At 46.1% G+C, this 15,926-nt stretch carries 17 protein-coding genes and 1 tRNA gene; 6 read left to right on the forward strand and 12 right to left on the reverse strand.

What is annotated here, in order from left to right:
• Positions 1-557 precede the first annotated feature (557 nt).
• On the forward strand, positions 558-1,364 hold the full coding sequence (locus MICAI_RS09415) for an MlaE family lipid ABC transporter permease subunit (RefSeq protein ID WP_008200884.1): 807 nt from the start codon (positions 558-560) through the stop codon (positions 1,362-1,364).
• Between the two features lie 90 nt (positions 1,365-1,454).
• Here the strand turns inward: MICAI_RS09415 and MICAI_RS27570 are convergent, their stop codons facing one another.
• The gene (locus tag MICAI_RS27570) at positions 1,455-1,571 is read right to left on the reverse strand and encodes a DUF4351 domain-containing protein (RefSeq protein WP_071989031.1); all 117 of its coding nucleotides are present in this window, start codon (positions 1,569-1,571) and stop codon (positions 1,455-1,457) included.
• A 164-nt stretch (positions 1,572-1,735) separates the two neighbouring features.
• Positions 1,736-2,074: a hypothetical protein gene (locus MICAI_RS09420; RefSeq protein ID WP_008200887.1), complete on the reverse strand. Its 339-nt coding sequence runs from the start codon at positions 2,072-2,074 to the stop codon at positions 1,736-1,738.
• A gap of 260 nt (positions 2,075-2,334) precedes the next feature.
• Here MICAI_RS09420 and MICAI_RS09425 point away from each other — a divergent pair, with 260 nt between their 5' ends.
• Complete coding sequence (locus tag MICAI_RS09425) at positions 2,335-3,384, forward strand: hypothetical protein (protein ID WP_008200889.1); 1,050 nt, start codon at positions 2,335-2,337, stop codon at positions 3,382-3,384.
• A 278-nt stretch (positions 3,385-3,662) separates the two neighbouring features.
• Here MICAI_RS09425 and MICAI_RS09430 read toward each other — a convergent pair whose 3' ends face one another.
• The 7 genes from MICAI_RS09430 to MICAI_RS09460 form a co-directional block, all read right to left on the reverse strand.
• Positions 3,663-4,910: a glutamate-5-semialdehyde dehydrogenase gene (locus MICAI_RS09430; RefSeq protein ID WP_008200891.1), complete on the reverse strand. Its 1,248-nt coding sequence runs from the start codon at positions 4,908-4,910 to the stop codon at positions 3,663-3,665.
• Between the two features lie 22 nt (positions 4,911-4,932).
• The gene (locus MICAI_RS09435; protein WP_008200892.1) at positions 4,933-5,340 is read right to left on the reverse strand and encodes a hypothetical protein; all 408 of its coding nucleotides are present in this window, start codon (positions 5,338-5,340) and stop codon (positions 4,933-4,935) included.
• A gap of 171 nt (positions 5,341-5,511) precedes the next feature.
• A tRNA-Gly gene (locus tag MICAI_RS09440) sits at positions 5,512-5,583 on the reverse strand.
• 72 nt (positions 5,584-5,655) lie between these two features.
• On the reverse strand, positions 5,656-5,955 hold the full coding sequence (locus tag MICAI_RS09445; protein ID WP_008200896.1) for a hypothetical protein: 300 nt from the start codon (positions 5,953-5,955) through the stop codon (positions 5,656-5,658).
• Between the two features lie 57 nt (positions 5,956-6,012).
• On the reverse strand, positions 6,013-6,558 hold the full coding sequence (ribH, locus tag MICAI_RS09450) for a 6,7-dimethyl-8-ribityllumazine synthase (RefSeq protein WP_008200898.1): 546 nt from the start codon (positions 6,556-6,558) through the stop codon (positions 6,013-6,015).
• A gap of 129 nt (positions 6,559-6,687) precedes the next feature.
• The gene (psbZ, locus tag MICAI_RS09455; protein ID WP_004160875.1) at positions 6,688-6,876 is read right to left on the reverse strand and encodes a photosystem II reaction center protein PsbZ; all 189 of its coding nucleotides are present in this window, start codon (positions 6,874-6,876) and stop codon (positions 6,688-6,690) included.
• Between the two features lie 362 nt (positions 6,877-7,238).
• A complete protein-coding gene (locus tag MICAI_RS09460; RefSeq protein WP_008200901.1) occupies positions 7,239-7,694 on the reverse strand; it encodes a CopD family protein in 456 nt (151 codons plus the stop codon).
• Between the two features lie 113 nt (positions 7,695-7,807).
• On the opposite strand from MICAI_RS09460, the gene MICAI_RS09465 reads away from it, so the two are divergent.
• Positions 7,808-10,507, forward strand: coding sequence for a CBS domain-containing protein (locus MICAI_RS09465; RefSeq protein WP_008200903.1), 2,700 nt, complete (start codon positions 7,808-7,810; stop codon positions 10,505-10,507).
• On the opposite strand, the gene MICAI_RS26375 is transcribed toward MICAI_RS09465, so the two are convergent.
• Complete coding sequence (locus MICAI_RS26375; protein WP_002733784.1) at positions 10,504-10,668, reverse strand: hypothetical protein; 165 nt, start codon at positions 10,666-10,668, stop codon at positions 10,504-10,506. The two genes, MICAI_RS09465 and MICAI_RS26375, sit on opposite strands and share 4 nt — an antisense overlap.
• Before the next feature lie 437 nt (positions 10,669-11,105).
• A complete protein-coding gene (locus tag MICAI_RS09475; RefSeq protein ID WP_008200907.1) occupies positions 11,106-11,399 on the reverse strand; it encodes an RNA recognition motif domain-containing protein in 294 nt (97 codons plus the stop codon).
• 241 nt (positions 11,400-11,640) lie between these two features.
• Between MICAI_RS09475 and pheS the strand changes: the two genes are divergently transcribed.
• The 3 genes from pheS (at position 11,641) to MICAI_RS09490 (ending at position 14,633) form a co-directional block, all read left to right on the forward strand.
• The gene (gene pheS, locus MICAI_RS09480) at positions 11,641-12,645 is read left to right on the forward strand and encodes a phenylalanine--tRNA ligase subunit alpha (RefSeq protein ID WP_008200909.1); all 1,005 of its coding nucleotides are present in this window, start codon (positions 11,641-11,643) and stop codon (positions 12,643-12,645) included.
• Positions 12,646-12,658: 13 nt separating this feature from the next.
• The gene (locus tag MICAI_RS09485) at positions 12,659-13,003 is read left to right on the forward strand and encodes a DUF4870 domain-containing protein (protein ID WP_008200911.1); all 345 of its coding nucleotides are present in this window, start codon (positions 12,659-12,661) and stop codon (positions 13,001-13,003) included.
• 511 nt (positions 13,004-13,514) lie between these two features.
• On the forward strand, positions 13,515-14,633 hold the full coding sequence (locus tag MICAI_RS09490) for an NAD(P)/FAD-dependent oxidoreductase (RefSeq protein ID WP_008200912.1): 1,119 nt from the start codon (positions 13,515-13,517) through the stop codon (positions 14,631-14,633).
• A gap of 55 nt (positions 14,634-14,688) precedes the next feature.
• On the opposite strand, the gene MICAI_RS27025 is transcribed toward MICAI_RS09490, so the two are convergent.
• A complete protein-coding gene (locus MICAI_RS27025) occupies positions 14,689-15,915 on the reverse strand; it encodes an ATP-binding protein (RefSeq protein WP_008200914.1) in 1,227 nt (408 codons plus the stop codon).
• Positions 15,916-15,926: the final 11 nt, after the last annotated feature.

Raw genomic sequence — 15,926 nt, forward strand, 5'->3', positions numbered from 1 at the left:
GAAGTGTCGTGCTTCGTGTCCCTGAGCTTTTACATTGAGCCTTTTTACATTAAACCTCTTGCATAATTAATTTTTGAGGGTTCAAAAACGGTAAGTAGGTGGGTGGAATTAAATATAAAATGAACGTAGGTTGGGTTGAAGCATGAAACCCAACGCCCGCATGGGTTACGCTACCGCTAACCCATCCTACAAATAATTGTGCCTACCTACTTAAGAATAAGGATTAAATTGCATAAAATCCTTAAATAGACCATTTAATAGACCATTTAATTGATTATTGTTCATTCCTAATTCTCCTGACTCCTGACTCCTGACTCCTAACCCTAACAACAATTTTTGATTTTTACAAGAGGTCTATTGAGCATATCGAAATGTGTCGAAATGTGTCGAAGTGCTGTTTTATATTGGTCGGGGTTTTATCCCGTCCCACTAAGCGCGAGGGTCTCCACCCCGACATTTGAGATAAAAATTCTGCGCTATCCATAGCGTGGCAGAAAATGGGAGTTAGAAGACAAAACAGGATAGACTTTTCTCTAGTCCGATCGATTTTGAGGGCCATGAAGGATTTATTGGCAATTTTTAGCAAGGAATTAAGCTCTTGGTTTCGGCGCTGTTGGTTAGCGCTACTATTAACCGGCAGGGTTTTTTACTTCCTATTCACGCGCAAACCCGATTGGCGCGTCACTCAAGAACAAATGGTGGCAGCTGGGCCCGCCTCACTGATTATCGCTATGATCACGGCTGCGGTGATCGGCATGATCTTTACCATCCAAGTGGCCCGGGAGTTCCAAGCCTTGGGCGCCGGCAGTATGGTGGGGGGAATTTTGGCCCTTGCTCTCGGTCGGGAACTCTGTCCGATTATGATGGCGATCGTGGTAGCCGGTCGGGTAGGATCGGCTTTTGCGGCGGAAATCGGTACCATGAAGGTGACAGAGCAGATCGACGCACTCTATATGCTCAAAACCGATCCCGTGGAGTATCTGGTGCTGCCTCGTTTAATTGCCTGTTGTCTGATGGTTCCCGCTTTGAGTGTTATGGCGTTGCTGATCGGTTTGGGTAGCGGTTTGCTGGTCGGCCAAAGTTTATACGGCATTGCCAATTCAGTTTTTCTCGACTCGGTTCGCGGTTTCCTGCGTGTGGGAGATGTGCTGAGTGGACCGGTTAAAGGGTTGGTTTTTGGGGCTTTAATCGCGATTATCGGCTGTAATTGGGGTTTAACGACCGATGGCGGTGCTAAAGGAGTCGGCCAAGCTACTACCGCAGCCGTAGTCACTATGCTCTTAGCGATTTTTGTATCTAATCTGCTGATGACTTGGATCTTGTTCCAAGGAGCCGGCAATAGTTCGGTTTTATTTGGACAGTAATTTCAGTTAAAAACGCTCATTTTCTCGCCATTGTTCTCAATTCTCTACTGACCGAAAATCTAATCAAGCTTATCCTCAGTTTTATAAATTTTATCGGGAAAGACTGGGGATATGGGCAGATAATTCGGCAGCAATGCCACCTATAGGCCGATTTAATTGACTTAGAAGCAAATTGATGGCTTCTTCTTGTCTTCCTTCCTCAACAATTGTTGAATATTGATTATCCCTAGGTTGAGATTAAATTATCTCCTATAAGTAGGTGGGTGGAATTAAATATAAAATAAACGTAGGTTGGGTTGAAGCATGAAACCCAACGCCCGCATGGGTTACGCTACCGCTAACCCATCCTACAAATAATTGTGCCTACCTACTTAACTATCGGGGAAATGTTTGGCAAGACAATCGGAACAAATTCCTGCTTTGCTAAAATAATCTCCATAGTCTTGTACGTTAGCTGATGCTTGACCACAGTAGGAACAAATTTGAAATATCGTTGCTATCGTTCTCTGTTCGTCAACATCGTCAAAATCAGAAAAACACTCATTAGTGAGAATTTCGCCGATATTGACATCGCAAAGGTATGATTCTTTAATTATGTCCAAAACTATCGACTGTTGTTCCTCAAAACTTAGGGACTGAAACGCCTTATTTTTCAAATACAATCGACCTAACATTGCATTGACAGCATAACTAGCTTGATGATCTGACATAATGATAATAGAAGGAATTAAGAGCAGAAAAATAAGCCCAGTAATTTCAGTTTATAGGTATAAATTAAGGGCAAAATAGCCGATTGTTTTGATTTATATCCTAAGACATAAATTGCTATAATGTCCATTCTACAAGTCTTTGAGTCCATCCAAAGCCAAGGAAATAGGCTAAAATAGCTGAAACTCTTGGCAGTTCTAATTTTTGCCAAATAATGATCCAACCCGGTAGCTCCGGGGGTAATCTCAGGAGGATAGAGGTAATGGCCAATTCAGATTCATCCGCCTCAACGGGGGAAAAATTTACTCACAATCCCGCCAGTTTCTTGGCCGCTGCCGGGCAAGTGGCAAACCAGATCGCTCGGGCGGCAAAAACCGCGGGCGAAGCGGCCGCCCAGCAATGGCAGGCAGCAAGCGACTCCGTTCTCGAAGCCGCTAACCCCCTCCTCAAAGCTACCCAAGACACGGGCCAAGTTCTCATGGAAACGGCGGTGGAAGCAGTCAAACCCCTGACCGAACAGGCCAGTCAAGTGGGGCAGACCGCCCTGGAAAAGGCAACGGCAACCGCCGACTCCGTCGTCTCGGCCACCGGGCAAATCGCCAGCCAAATCAGCCAAGCAGTGGATCCGGCGGCCGTTGGCGGCGCTTTCCTGGGAATGTCGGCAGGACAAGTGGCCGGCGGCGTGATCGGCGGGGCGATTGGTTCGGCACTCGGACCAGGGGGGGCGGTTTTGGGCGCTCAAGTGGGTGCTTTTGCCGGCAGCACCACCGGAGCAAAGTTAGGCTATGATGTCACCCACGAAATTGTCCACCCCGAGCCCGGCAAGGCTCAGGCGGGAGCAAATCCCATCGAGATCGCAGAACACCTGAGCAAGAAAAGCGGCGAGAAGCTCGGTGAAACCCTGGGGACGGCGGGCGGCGCAATTCTGGGGACGGTCATCGCCGGGCCCGCGGGCGGCATGGTAGGCGCTCTGGCCGGAGAGGTTTTCGGGGGACAGTTAGGGGAAAATACGGCGGTTGCCTTTAATCAACAAGTGGAGCGGCAAGGAAAGCCCTCTGAGGAAGCCTCCCCCGAGCAGACAGACGTGAGGGATTGGACGATCAAGACGGGCAGTAGTTTTGTCGGGGAAACAGGAAGTGCTTTGGTCGGTAGGGCGATCGGTAAGCTCGTGGCCGGTGCGGCGGGGGCAGAGATCGGTCGGAGCTTGGGTGCGATCGCTGGGGAGCGAATCGACTGGACCTCTCAGCCTCAACCCGGTTCGCTCCCTCGGCCCTCCCAAGAGGGTCAAGAAGAACCCCCCCAGATCAGCTAAGAACAAAATTTTGCCCTTGCTGCTCACTGTCCGAAGTTATTCCTCTTCCTCTCTGCTCTCGCGCTCGACTTAACAAGGGTTTGCGGCAAAAAGTTTTTCGTGGGGGCAGGGTGTGGGGAGAAACAATTCATAACTTGAGAGTTAATCACACTATTAAAAACGGATTTGGTATCACTCCAAGGGTCGGCACTTTTTGAGGGAAAAAAAGTCTAAAAACCTTGTTGGATAAGGTTTTTAGATTTATTCGGCCAACCCTAACAATATCCAGTTGACCACAACTACCCCTGCACCACCTGTTTAAGGGTGGTAAAGGTTTCTAGGTTGATTAAGCCCCGACGCTGGCCTTTTTGGTTGGAAATGCCCAAAAATACCGATTCTCCCTGTTTGGGATTGCGATCGAATCGGGGGGAAGAATTGATATAAACTAAAGCACTATCGGACTCCATGGCGAATTGACGACTTTCTCGATAGGATTCGGTGACAATACAATCGGCATGACCGCTACTATACTTATTAATCCAAGCGATCGCATCAGTAAGGGTATCCACTAACCTAAAGGCCACCGTTTTTTCTAAATAGGGTCTTTGCCAATCATTATCGGTGGCCATGGTTAAATGTTCCGGAAAATCCGCCGCTAATCGGGTATCCCCCCGCAATTTAAAGCCTTTTTCCTGCAAACTTTTAAACAAACGACTTAAAGTCGAAGAATTCTGATGGGGACTAATTAAAACTTTTTCGATCGCATTAACCGGATCGGGTATGCTGCCATGACTATCGATAATTACCTGACGGGCTAACTCCAAATCGCCACTGGGAGACCAATACAAATAACAGTTTCCCATGGCCGCACGCAAAACGGGAACCGTGGCCAATTGACTCACCTGACCGATTAAACTAGGGCGACCGTAGGGAATAATCAAATTAACATAATTTTCCTGGGTCACTAACTCCTCTAGGGAGGGACTACAATCACAGGGTAAACCACTCAGACAATCCAGCGGTAAACCCACATCTTGCAATGCTTCTTGGATAATTTCCGTAATCACCCCATCGGAATGACTAGAAGCATTGGAACCGCGAATAATCAAACTATTGCCACTTTTTAGGGAAAATCCCGCCGCTACCATCGCTAATTCCGGAAAACCTTCATAGACTAAGGCAATCACTCCTAAGGGCATCCTTTGGCAATAGGTTTGGGAAGGATTAAGTTGATAGGCCGCGTTAATTACCTGTTGCAGCGGATCCGATGCTTCCGCTAGTTGTTGTAATACCTCCACCGTCGTCTCTAAACGTTCGGGAGTTAACCTTAACCAGCGAATCATTTGTTCTGAGACAGCCATCTCTCGACTGACTTCTAAATCGAGGGTATTGGCTTCTAAAATGCGATCAAAGCCAGTTTTAATGCCCTTAGCGATCGCAATTACCCCGCGATTTCTTTCGTTGCCATTAAATTGACCTAGAGCCAGAAAAGCATTGTATGCTTGCTTAAAGATCGTCAGGGGGGTTTTGGGGGAACTTTCGCTCATAAATTGATAGATTGATTGTTGTCTAGCGTCGATAGGCTAACCAAAAGATGAACGCAGGCAAAATAACTAATAGCATAACTAGAATTGCCCCAAAAATTACGCTTACCCCCGGCGGTGATTTTAAAATTAAGGGTAGCCAGACGATCGATAATAACAGAATTATCCCCATCATCAGGGGTAATACCTCTTGCCCAAGGCGCTGATTGGTACTCACCCAACGAAATCCCGTCCAGCGCCAAGTGCGTTTATAGGGATAGTGGGGGGCTAATTGTTCGATAATTTGACCGTTTTCCTGGAGCACAAATATCTGTTGACAGCGATCGCAACCAAAGGCATCGGTCAATAAAATTGGGCATAATCTCCCTTTCCGACGACAGGGACAGGGATAGTCTTGGTGTTGGTCGATTTTGGTATATTTATACGGTCGCACAAGCTAAATTTTTGTTTATAAACGGTTGTTTTTAGTCGCCTGCGGTCAATAGCTAAGGGATTCAACGGTTGCCCCAAATCCTCAACCCTATTGCTCACGGGTAATTCCCATCTTAAGGGATGCCTTTGAATTATTCACCCCAATATTAAGATTTATTTCCTGATTTTTCTAAGCGGGCAACGCGATTCGAACGCGCGACATTCACCTTGGCAAGGTGACGCTCTACCACTGAGCTATGCCCGCAAGCCTTTTTTTTCGCACTCTTCCAATCTTGCCAAATCTCAGCGCATTTGTCAAGTGGTTTGGAGTATTTTTTTACAATGATTCATTTTCCGGCAAGTCCCCCAAACCCGTAATAGCTTCGAGAACCACTTCTATCTTCGCCTGTAGTCGGTTGAACTGATGTTCCAAGCGATCAAAACGCTTGTCAATGGCGGCGAATTTTTCATCCACTGCGGCAAATTTTTCATCTATATGCCGTTCCATAGCCTCAAAAGCTTCTGTAATCCGCCCCTCTGGTTCTAGGTCTAATTCCAGAGTCTTGATCCTCTCGACAGCGTTGACTAATTGCCGTCTGAGTTGGTTAATATATTTGTTCTGTTCAGCTTCGCTCATCAGTGGAACTCCGGGGGAGTGGGGACAGCTAAAACCCTCAATGCTGGCGGAATTTTCCTAGCCTTCTATCAGTGCCTGTTGGGGATTATTTTGCAATAATTCTAGGGGTTTATCTTCATCCCGGGGACGCAATTGACGCATGAGACTAGCCATTTCTAGGGCAGATAGGCCATAATTCCAGCCCAAATTACTTTTAATACCGGCCCGTTCGAGGGCCTGTTGTAGAGTATCAGTGGTGAGAATACCGAAGACAACGGGAACACCCGTCTGAAAAGCGGCCGCAGCGATACCTTTAGCGGCCTCGGCGGCAACGTAGTCAAAATGGGGCGTTTGGCCGCGAATAATTGCCCCTAGACAAATAACGGCATCGTAACGGTGGGAAAGGGCGACTTGACGGGCTACCATTGGCACTTCAAAGCTACCCGGTACCCAGATATAATCCACTTGAGTGCCATCGGGATTAACATCAACCCCGTGACGCTTGAGACAGTCTTGACAGCCTGATAACAGTTTATCGGTGACGAGATCATTAAAACGACCAATCACGACCGCAAAGCGCAAAGAGGATATATCCTCGGTAAAATTTCCCTCAAAAACAGTCATAAGGTGTGGGGTGTGGGGTGTGGGGTGTGGGGTGTGGGGAGGTGGGGAGATGGGGTAGTGGGGAGGTGGGGAAACTGTCTCATCACCCTATCACCCTATCTCCTCCTGTCTCCTGACTGCTGATCAAGGCTAAATCACTAAAAAGTTTAAAATAGCGACGGCAACCACTAAAATTGCCCAAATTGCCGAACCCAGATAGAGAAGGGGTTTCGATTGGTCCCAGTTTTGGGGGGAAGCATAGGCAACGGGGACACCAATTACCATCAGCAAGGAAAATAAAACTAGGGCAATGAGAAAAAATTGAAAAACAATAGACATGATTGGGTTCTCCTAAAGCAGTTGATCTTTATTTAGATAATTCTCCCAGATTTGATACTTGTATGGAAGAGCCTCGCTTCCACTCAACCTTAACTGGACGATCCTTCCTCTAACTCCTGCCTGAATCAGGGTTTAAAGGATATATCCCCGTCAGACCGAATCCACGAGCATATTAATTTTACTGCCAGTGACTATCTAACCGCAGCGGGGCTGAAAACTTTTTTCCATTGTCTATCCTTGCCAACAACAGCAGGGCAAGGGTTAGGTGGGAAAAGGGACTCTCTGTGATCCCTTACCCAGATTAGCCTATTTTGGCGTTTTCGCCAAACCTAGCCTATAAAGGTCTCCAGACTGCTGAACTGCTAAAAGCTAATGGTCAAGCCCCCCAAACGGATGCCGGCACCGAAAATGACGAATAATACTGCTAGAGTGGTGACGGCGACTATGTGCAGGGCGAGGAAATTTAAGTTTTCCTCGCTCAGTTGAGGAAGGAGAAAAAAGCGGGAATGAAGGGCCAAGATGAGAGTTAAGAGCAGTAAAGCTAACTTAATTCCTATATAAACCGACAAAAAACTATCAAATGACCAAAAATCACGAAATCCGGGCAAATAAATCCAAGTCAGTCCTAGGCCTGTTATCACCTGCAACAATAGCGCAGATAACCCAAAACCTTCAAAATATTGCTCAAATTGACGAATTCGGTCTGGTTCTCGGTTTTTGAGGGCCTGGGGTAGAACGGTGACTGCCAACAATAAATGACCACCGGCCCAGACGGTCGCCCCTAGGGTGTGGAGAATTACTAAAATTTTGAACAACATCGGTTTCTCTCAGTCATGATTTGCTAACTTATAGTTCTTGACCCGGTTATTTCCGAGCATTTAGTAACAATAGATACAGAAAAAATCTCGATAACTTCTCCTTACTAAAAAATATGGATTTAATTTTATGTCATCAAACGGCGGATTTTGACGCTTTGGGGGCAGCGGTGGGTTTATCGTTGCTGAAAGCGGGTAGTCGCATTGTGTTAACGGGGGGAGCGCACCCAACAGTGAGGGAATTTTTAGCCCTGCATCGGGATGAGTTCGCTTTAATTGAAATGCGGAGTGTCAATCCGGCCCGTATTCGCTCTTTAATTATCGTTGATAATCAGTGGCGGGAGCGTCTGGGAAAAGCTTCCCAGTGGCTCGATTTAGACCATTTACAGGCGATCGAATTGTATGATCATCATTTGGATAGTGAAAGTGATATTCATGCCTCTAGCGTCCATTTAGAAGGGGTGGGAGCCACCACGACTTTAATTGTCGAAGCTTTACAAAAAGCCCAGATTAAACCAAACTCGATGGCAGCGACGGTAATGGCGCTCGGTATTCACGTTGACACGGGTTCCCTGACTTTTGCCGGTAGTACCCCCAGGGATGCCTATGCTTTGGCCTGGTTAATGACCTGTGGTGCTAACATTAAAACGATCGCCCAATACTGTCAACCGAGTTTTTCCCCGCGCTTACAGGAGTTATTTAGCCTTGCCTGGGAAAATCTAGAGATTAAAACGATCCATGACCGTAAAATCGCCCACGTTCTCCTCCATACTGCCGATTTTATCCCCGGTTTGTCTAGTGTAGCCGAGCGCCTAATGGAATTATCCGATAGTGATGCGTTACTTTTTGGCCATAGTTATAGTAAAGACGAGGAAGATAATTCCCGACAGCGTTTAACTGTGATTGGTCGCTCTAGGATCGATGGAGTGAATCTATATCAGCTTTTTTCCCCCTATAACGGCGGTGGTCATGCTCAGGCCGCTTCGGTGAGTTTTCGCGATGTTCAGCCGGCACCACAGTTAAACCAACTGCTGGGGGACTTAATTGCCCAAATTCCTCCTTCTCCCACCGCGAGGGATTTAATGTCTTCCCCAGTGCGAACAATTCGTCCCGATACTTCTATATCTCAAGCCGAGCGCATCCTTTTCCGTTACGGCCATTCGGGGTTATCGGTGGTAGATGAACAGGATCGCTTAGTTGGGGTGATTTCTCGTCGTGACCTCGATTTAGCTCTCCATCACGGCTTTTCTCACGCTCCTGTGAAGGGATACATGACTTGTAATCCGAAAACTATTACCCCCGACACTTCCCTTCAGGAAATCGAGTCACTGATGGTAACGTATGATTTAGGGCGTTTACCTGTACTAGAAAACGGGCAGTTAGTCGGTATCGTCACTCGTACAGATGTATTAAGACAGATCCATCAAAATGAGCGGGTGCGCTTTGAAGGGGTTGCTTTGGTTTCCTGTCTTTTACCAGCGATTAAAGAGCGTTTAGAGCCGATTTTATGGTCATTCCTGCAAGCTGCCGCCACTGCCGCTCAACAACGGGGTTGGCATCTCTATCTGGTTGGGGGTGCGGTGCGTGATTTACTTTTAGCCACAGAAAGGGATACTTTATTGTTACAGGATATCGATTTAGTGGTGGATGGCTGCCATCGTGCCGCCAGTGTGGGTGCGGGGGTGGAATTGGCTAATTGTTTACAGGAAATTTATCCGGGGGCCCGGTTATCGATTCACGGGGAATTTCAGACGGCGGCTTTGTTATGGCACAAAGATGAGCGTTTTGGCTCTTTATGGGTGGATATCGCCACGGCACGCACGGAATTCTATCCCTATCCCGCCAGCAATCCCCAAGTGGAGGCTAGTTCGATTCGACAGGATTTGTATAGAAGGGATTTTACGATTAATGCTCTGGCAATTCGCCTAACTTCGCCGAAAGAGGGGGAATTACTCGACTTTTTTGGCGGTACGTTGGATTTACGCGCCCAACAAATCCGGGTTCTCCACGCTAATAGTTTTATCGAGGATCCGACGCGTATCTATCGAGCGGTGCGTTTTGCCACTCGGTTAGGATTTGTTATTGAACCCTTGACAGAAAGCTATATTAGGTATGCGATCGAAAGTGGAGTTTATGAGCGCTCACGGCAACAAAATCAGAATGCACCTGCTTTACAGTCCCGTTTAAAAGCGGAGTTGAATTATATTTTAGAGGCGGATTACTGGGAAATTGCCTTAGAAAAGTTGGCTGAGTTGGGGGCTTTGCACTGTTTACACGGGGATTTAAGTTTAAATCGGGCTTTATGGCGACAATTGCGCTGTCTCAGTCGTTGGTTAGATTGTTTAAGTCTGGAATTGCCGGTGAATGCCTGGTTAATGCGCTTGGAATTATTAATCGCTTCTCTGGCTGTGGGGGAGAGAATAGCGATCGCTAATAATTTACAATTGCCCAAAGATAGTCTGGGGCGTTTACAAAAACTAGAAGTTATGGAAAAGGAGATTAGCAATAATTTTGCTTATGATCGACCCATTAGTCAAATCGTCAGCTTTTTCAAGGGTTATCAGGTTCCTAGTTTGTTACTGGTGGCGGTTAGGAGTCAGACTAGGATGCGGGCTTTAATCTGGCAATATTTAACTAAATGGTCGCAGATTGAGGCTCCTATCGACGGCAATGACCTAAAAGCTTTGGGTTATCAACCGGGTCCCGGGTTTAAATCGTTACTTGCGGCAGTCTTGGGGGCGACTTTAGATGGAATAGTCAGCAATAAAAGCGAGGCTAGGGCTTTTATTGCTAGATTAACTAAGTCAGCAGATTAGGTATCGGCTGCCCCTTCATTTTCCGAAGATTGTCTTTGATCGCTGGAATAACCGCCTCTACCTCCTCTGGTGGTGGTACGATTAGACGCGGCCCGGAATTGACGAGCGTAGGCGCGGTTGCGTTCAGCTTTTTCTTTTTTCAAATTACGACGTTTAGCCACAAGAATCTCCTTGGGATAATAGATAGACAAGCGGGGAAACGAGCGCTCGCTTCCCCTATTGACATTGACACTCTCCGCACTTTTCGGGCGGAGATTCTTGGGCTGAATCCTGCCTCTACTAGCAACGCTAATTTTGGTCTTACAGTTTCATGTCTAGTCCGACTACACCTATAAGGCCAGCACTCTTATGGACTACTCCCCAAGCGTAAATTTCTGTGTGTCCCACAGTATTTAATTGTTTGGCGTTCTGACAGTTTGGACTTAATTGAACACCATTGACTGTCAGAAATTTTGAGATGACGGAGTAGGACGTTTAACCTGTTTGCTCACGTTCTCACGGTCGGAACCACCTGCAAACATTCTACCACAAAGCCGTCCTTTGAGGAGGGGGTTTTAAAACCAAACCTCCGATAACCTAGAATGGTTACGATCGGGGATTAGTAGCGACGATCTCGACCACGATCGCCGCCAGCGAAGGAAGGTCTGGGTTCTTTTTCACGAGCTTGATTGACTTTTAATTCTCGTCCCATCCATTCGGCACCGTTAAGAGCGGCAATAGCGGCCGATTCTTGCGCTGGGGTTTCCATTTCTACGAAAGCAAACCCGCGTTTTTTTTTCGTTTCCCGGTCGATAGGAAGGTGAACGCGCTTAATTTTACCATATTCGGTAAAAACCTCCACTACGTCTTCTTGGTTAACCTCGAAGGGGAGATTACCAACATAAATTGACATAAAAGCTATCCTTGCACAGATAAAAACAACAGATTTTTAGAGAACCAAGATTTCGGGAACTAGCTGAACCAATACTAAACAGAAACGCTTTGACCATTAATACTGACAACGAGCCGCAGTGCCGACTTTTATTCTCAACTTCCATCCTAGCATATAGCTATTAGCTTTGATCGATGCTGCCGCTCTCGCCACCCGAGCAGATAAACTAGACTAGAATGCTGCCCTATAAAATGCCCTAATTATGAGTTTATCCCCCCATCCGATCGAAACTGCCCTAAAAACCCTGGCAGGGAAAGCGGAAAATTCCATCGAACAAACAACAACCCTAGAAGACTTAGAACAGCTAAGGGTGAATTATCTGGGTAAGAAAGGAGAATTATCGCAGATTTTACGGGAAATGGGCAAATTAACCCCCGAAGAGAGACCGCGATTAGGTGCGATCGCTAATGAGGTCAAAGAATTAGTACAATCGCTGCTGGAATCCCGGCGAGAAAGTCTCCAGAATGCCCAAATTAAGGCGAAATTAGCGGCGGAAACCCTCGATGTCACCCTGCCTGCTCTTAGCCGTCCTTTAGGGCGAATTCACCCCTTAAATAGCACAGTTGATCGCATGATCGATATTTTCGTCGGTCTGGGTTACACCATCGCCACTGGGCCGCAGGTAGAAAGCGATTATTATAATTTTGAGGCTTTAAATATCCCTGCTGACCATCCGGCCCGGGATATGCAGGATACTTTTTTCTTGAGGGATGGTCGTTTATTGCGGACCCATACCTCCCCGGTGCAGATTCGCTACATGGAAAGTCACGAACCCCCGATTCGGATTGTGGCCCCGGGCCGGGTTTATCGTCGCGATACCGTGGATGCAACCCATTCCGCGGTTTTCCATCAAGTGGAATTATTAGCGGTGGACCGGGGATTAACCTTTACGGATTTGAAAGGAACAATTAAAGAATTTCTTAAGCAAATGTTTGGGGCCGATTTACCGGTTAAATTCCGCGCTTCCTACTTCCCTTTTACCGAACCCTCGGCCGAGGTAGATGTGCAGTGGAAAGGCAAATGGTTGGAGGTGATGGGCTGTGGTATGGTGGATCCCAATGTCTTAAAAGCAGTCGGTTATGACCCCCAAATCTATACGGGTTTTGCGGCTGGTTTTGGCGTGGAAAGATTTGCTATGGTATTACATGAGATAGACGATATTCGCCGTTGTTATAATAGCGATATCCGCTTTCTCCGCCAATTTTAGGGGGATAAACCCGATGGTCATGAGTGAAGATTTAACCAAAAAAAGACTCCTATCTGTGGCTTGTCATGCTTCGATCTTTTTGAGTGCTACGCTGGTATCGGTGGGGATTCCCTTAGCTATTTATTTCATTTCTGATGATGGAACGGTGAAGGAAAACGCCAAAGAAGCTTTAAACTTTCACCTGAATATGTGGTTATACTACCTAATTGCCGGGATTCTAATTTGGGTTTTAATCGGTTATTTGCTCTTACCGATTCTTGCTGTGGTGAATATTGTTCTTCCCATTCTTGCTATCCTGCAAGTCTGGAAAGATGCCTATAAGGTTTTCCGTTATCCTTTTATTTTCAGGGTTCTGTAATTAATTATCGGGGTTGAAACCTGTTCAACCCTGGGTGCATCTCATTTTTGTCAATCTGTTGAGTTGGGATTTTTAAATGCAAACTGTCTTCTAAAATTGGTAATTACTTCCGATTTTATCACTCAATCCAAGTCTTTGGGGGGTTCTACCCCCCAAACCCCGGAGCGCATTAGTTTTTCGGTGGGATGCTTACACGCAGCTGCTGATATATTTGTAATAATTTAAAAGTCACTGATAATTGCTGATTGTCCGTATTTCTGCAAATGTGAGATGCAGCCTCAACCCCTTTTTAGTCCTATTCCCACTAGAAAAATAGCCTCTGGAGTTTATAGAGTTCTTGCATAATTAATTTTTGAGAGTGCAAAAATGAGAAAAATAGACATAAAATTGCGTAAAATCCCTAAATAGAGCATTTAATTGATTAATGCTCATTCTTAATTCTCCTGACGACCGGCTACTGGCTCCTGACTCCTCACCTAAAGGAAGATTTTTGATTTTTGCAAGAGGTCTTATGACTAAAATTGTCATCATCGGTGCGGGGATAGTGGGGGCCACCATTGCCTACGAATTAAGCGCCATCGAAGGATTAGAAATTACCCTCATCGATGAAAAAAAACCGGGACAAGGAGCAACTGGGGCTGCCCTAGGGATTTTAATGGGGATTATCAGCCATAAAACCAAAGGGAGAGCCTGGAAACTGCGGCAAGAAAGTTTAAAACGTTACGAAACCCTCCTTCCTGAGCTAGAATTCCTCACTGGACTGACTATTCCCTGTAACCGTGATGGTATTGTCCTCCTGCGATCGAGTGCCGAAGACGAAGAAAATTGGCGCAAGTTAGCCCAAATCCGCCAAGAACAGGGATATTGTCTAGAAATCTGGGATAAAGAGACTTTGAAGCAAAAATGTCCCCAGGTGGCCGGGGAGCATCTCCAGGGTGCTATCTATTCTCCCAGTGATCATCAAATTAACCCAGTCCTGCTCACGGAGGCTCTCGTCACTGCTGCGGCAAGAAGGGGGGTAAAATGTCAATTTGGGGTAAAAGTTGAAAATTTCGGGAAGACAGAGCTTCAAGACTCTAATTTGAGGCAATGCACCCACGTTTATAGTTCCAATGGTATAGAGGAAACCGACTCTTTGATTCTTTGTGCGGGAATCGGTGCCACTTCTTTAACCGAAACTCTTACCCATCCAGTGGAGATTCGACCGGTTTTAGGGCAAGCTTTACAGATAAAATTGACGCAACCCTTAGAAAGTTCCGATTTTAAGCCGATTTTAACGGGAAATGACCTGCATATTCTGCCTTTGGCCGGAGCAGAATACTGGATTGGGGCAACGGTGGAATTTATGGACGAAAAGGGCGAAATTATCGCCGATACTGCCCTATTAGAGCAAGTGTATCAACAGGCGATCGCTTTTTGTCCCTCTTTGGCTGCGGGTGCGATCGTGCGTACTTGGTCAGGTAAGCGACCGCGACCGGAGAAAAAATCCGCTCCCATCATCGAATATTTGCCCGGATACGATAACGTTATTCTGGCCACGGGACACTACCGTAACGGGGTTTTATTGGCCCCCGCTACCGCTAAAATCGTCAGGGAAATGTTAAGTGGTAAGTTAGCTATCGATCGCTAAATTAGTGGCTTGCCGATGTAGTCCCCTTAATCTCTCGGATTTGAGGAGCGGGTGTTTACTCATTTTGCGCTGATAGGAAATGCGATCGAGATACTGTTCGATAAGCTTGTTGAGGATGGTTCCTTAGTTGGGGGTGTTTAAGCTCCAGCAATCCCTCATCTATCATCGGGTTGACATAGTGATTACGAATAGTATCAGGTTCTCTTCCGAGCAGTTGAGCTAATGTTCCGAGGGGTAGATATTGTTGGGAGCATAGTTCAAGAATCACTTTTCGTACCGAGTCTTTACTAATGCGGCCTTTTCTGCGTATGGGTTCAGCAATTGCCTCTAACTGTTGGTAATGTTCGGAGCTTGGTGGGTAATGTTCGGAGCTTGGTGGGTAATGTTCGGAGCTTGGTGGGTAATGTTCGGAGCTTGGTGGGTAATGTTCGGAGCTTGGTAATAGAGAAAGTTGCGCTGAAGAATTCTGGTTCGGTAGGGTGTAGCGTGTTCCCCGACACTTACCTGACTGGTGTAACCAGCCATTTTGAACTAAATTACGAAGGCGTTCGCTAATATCTCTGGGATGTTCTGATCGATAACGCTGAATGTCAGTATTACTAATTTCCTCAAACTGATGCGCTAATACTAATATTATCCTATCAAGATCACCTAACTGACGGTAAGCATCCCCGATAATCCTTTTTAATTCCACTTCAACTGCTTCGGGGATAAAACTTGTCATCGGTAAATTAACAGATGTAACTTCTAGGTCAAGTTTTTCCGAAACTAGGGGACTCAACCATTGTTGTTCTTTCCAAGCACGAAGAATTTTCCCAAATCCAGAGCCAGCTTTTTCACCTAATCCGAGCATTTGAAACATTTTTTGTAGATGAGGATTACGAGGATCGCTAGTACCGCCTTCATAGAGACGCTGTAGGGGAATTCTCAGACGACCGGGATTAGAAAACAGATAGCCATCGATAGATTTTACCACCTTTATAGGCCGTGACGACTGGTGATCGGCGTGGATTAAAGTATTAACTAAAGCCTCTCTTAAAGCTTCATGAACATGGGTTTCATCTTTACGAACGGCATCTTTGTCTAATTGAAAAGGAACATCTAAATTATTAATTAATCTGCCATAAACACGATAATAAGAGTTAAGTAAATTAGCTTCCCATTTACCATCAAGAGTTAAGCGATATGTCCATCTTTTTTCAGGATCATCAGATAATTTTTCCTGATAGTCGAGACTATAATGGGGGAAAGCATCTAAAATACTGCGTTCTCGTCCAAACATGAGTAAACCCG

The organism is Microcystis sp. T1-4, assembly GCF_000297435.1.
Classification (GTDB): domain Bacteria; phylum Cyanobacteriota; class Cyanobacteriia; order Cyanobacteriales; family Microcystaceae; genus Microcystis.

Excerpts from the sequence above, each read along its gene's own strand:
- MICAI_RS09415 (WP_008200884.1), top strand. The coding sequence starts at position 558 with ATGAAGGATTTATTGGCAATTTTTAGCAAGGAATTAAGCTCTTGGTTT.
- MICAI_RS09420 (WP_008200887.1), bottom strand. The coding sequence starts at position 2,074 with ATGTCAGATCATCAAGCTAGTTATGCTGTCAATGCAATGTTAGGTCGA.
- MICAI_RS09425 (WP_008200889.1), top strand. The coding sequence starts at position 2,335 with ATGGCCAATTCAGATTCATCCGCCTCAACGGGGGAAAAATTTACTCAC.
- MICAI_RS09430 (WP_008200891.1), bottom strand. The coding sequence starts at position 4,910 with ATGAGCGAAAGTTCCCCCAAAACCCCCCTGACGATCTTTAAGCAAGCA.
- MICAI_RS09445 (WP_008200896.1), bottom strand. The coding sequence starts at position 5,955 with ATGAGCGAAGCTGAACAGAACAAATATATTAACCAACTCAGACGGCAA.
- ribH (WP_008200898.1), bottom strand. The coding sequence starts at position 6,558 with ATGACTGTTTTTGAGGGAAATTTTACCGAGGATATATCCTCTTTGCGC.
- psbZ (WP_004160875.1), bottom strand. The coding sequence starts at position 6,876 with ATGTCTATTGTTTTTCAATTTTTTCTCATTGCCCTAGTTTTATTTTCC.
- MICAI_RS09460 (WP_008200901.1), bottom strand. The coding sequence starts at position 7,694 with ATGTTGTTCAAAATTTTAGTAATTCTCCACACCCTAGGGGCGACCGTC.
- MICAI_RS09465 (WP_008200903.1), top strand. The coding sequence starts at position 7,808 with ATGGATTTAATTTTATGTCATCAAACGGCGGATTTTGACGCTTTGGGG.
- MICAI_RS09475 (WP_008200907.1), bottom strand. The coding sequence starts at position 11,399 with ATGTCAATTTATGTTGGTAATCTCCCCTTCGAGGTTAACCAAGAAGAC.
- pheS (WP_008200909.1), top strand. The coding sequence starts at position 11,641 with ATGAGTTTATCCCCCCATCCGATCGAAACTGCCCTAAAAACCCTGGCA.
- MICAI_RS09485 (WP_008200911.1), top strand. The coding sequence starts at position 12,659 with ATGGTCATGAGTGAAGATTTAACCAAAAAAAGACTCCTATCTGTGGCT.
- MICAI_RS09490 (WP_008200912.1), top strand. The coding sequence starts at position 13,515 with ATGACTAAAATTGTCATCATCGGTGCGGGGATAGTGGGGGCCACCATT.
- MICAI_RS27025 (WP_008200914.1), bottom strand. The coding sequence starts at position 15,915 with ATGTTTGGACGAGAACGCAGTATTTTAGATGCTTTCCCCCATTATAGT.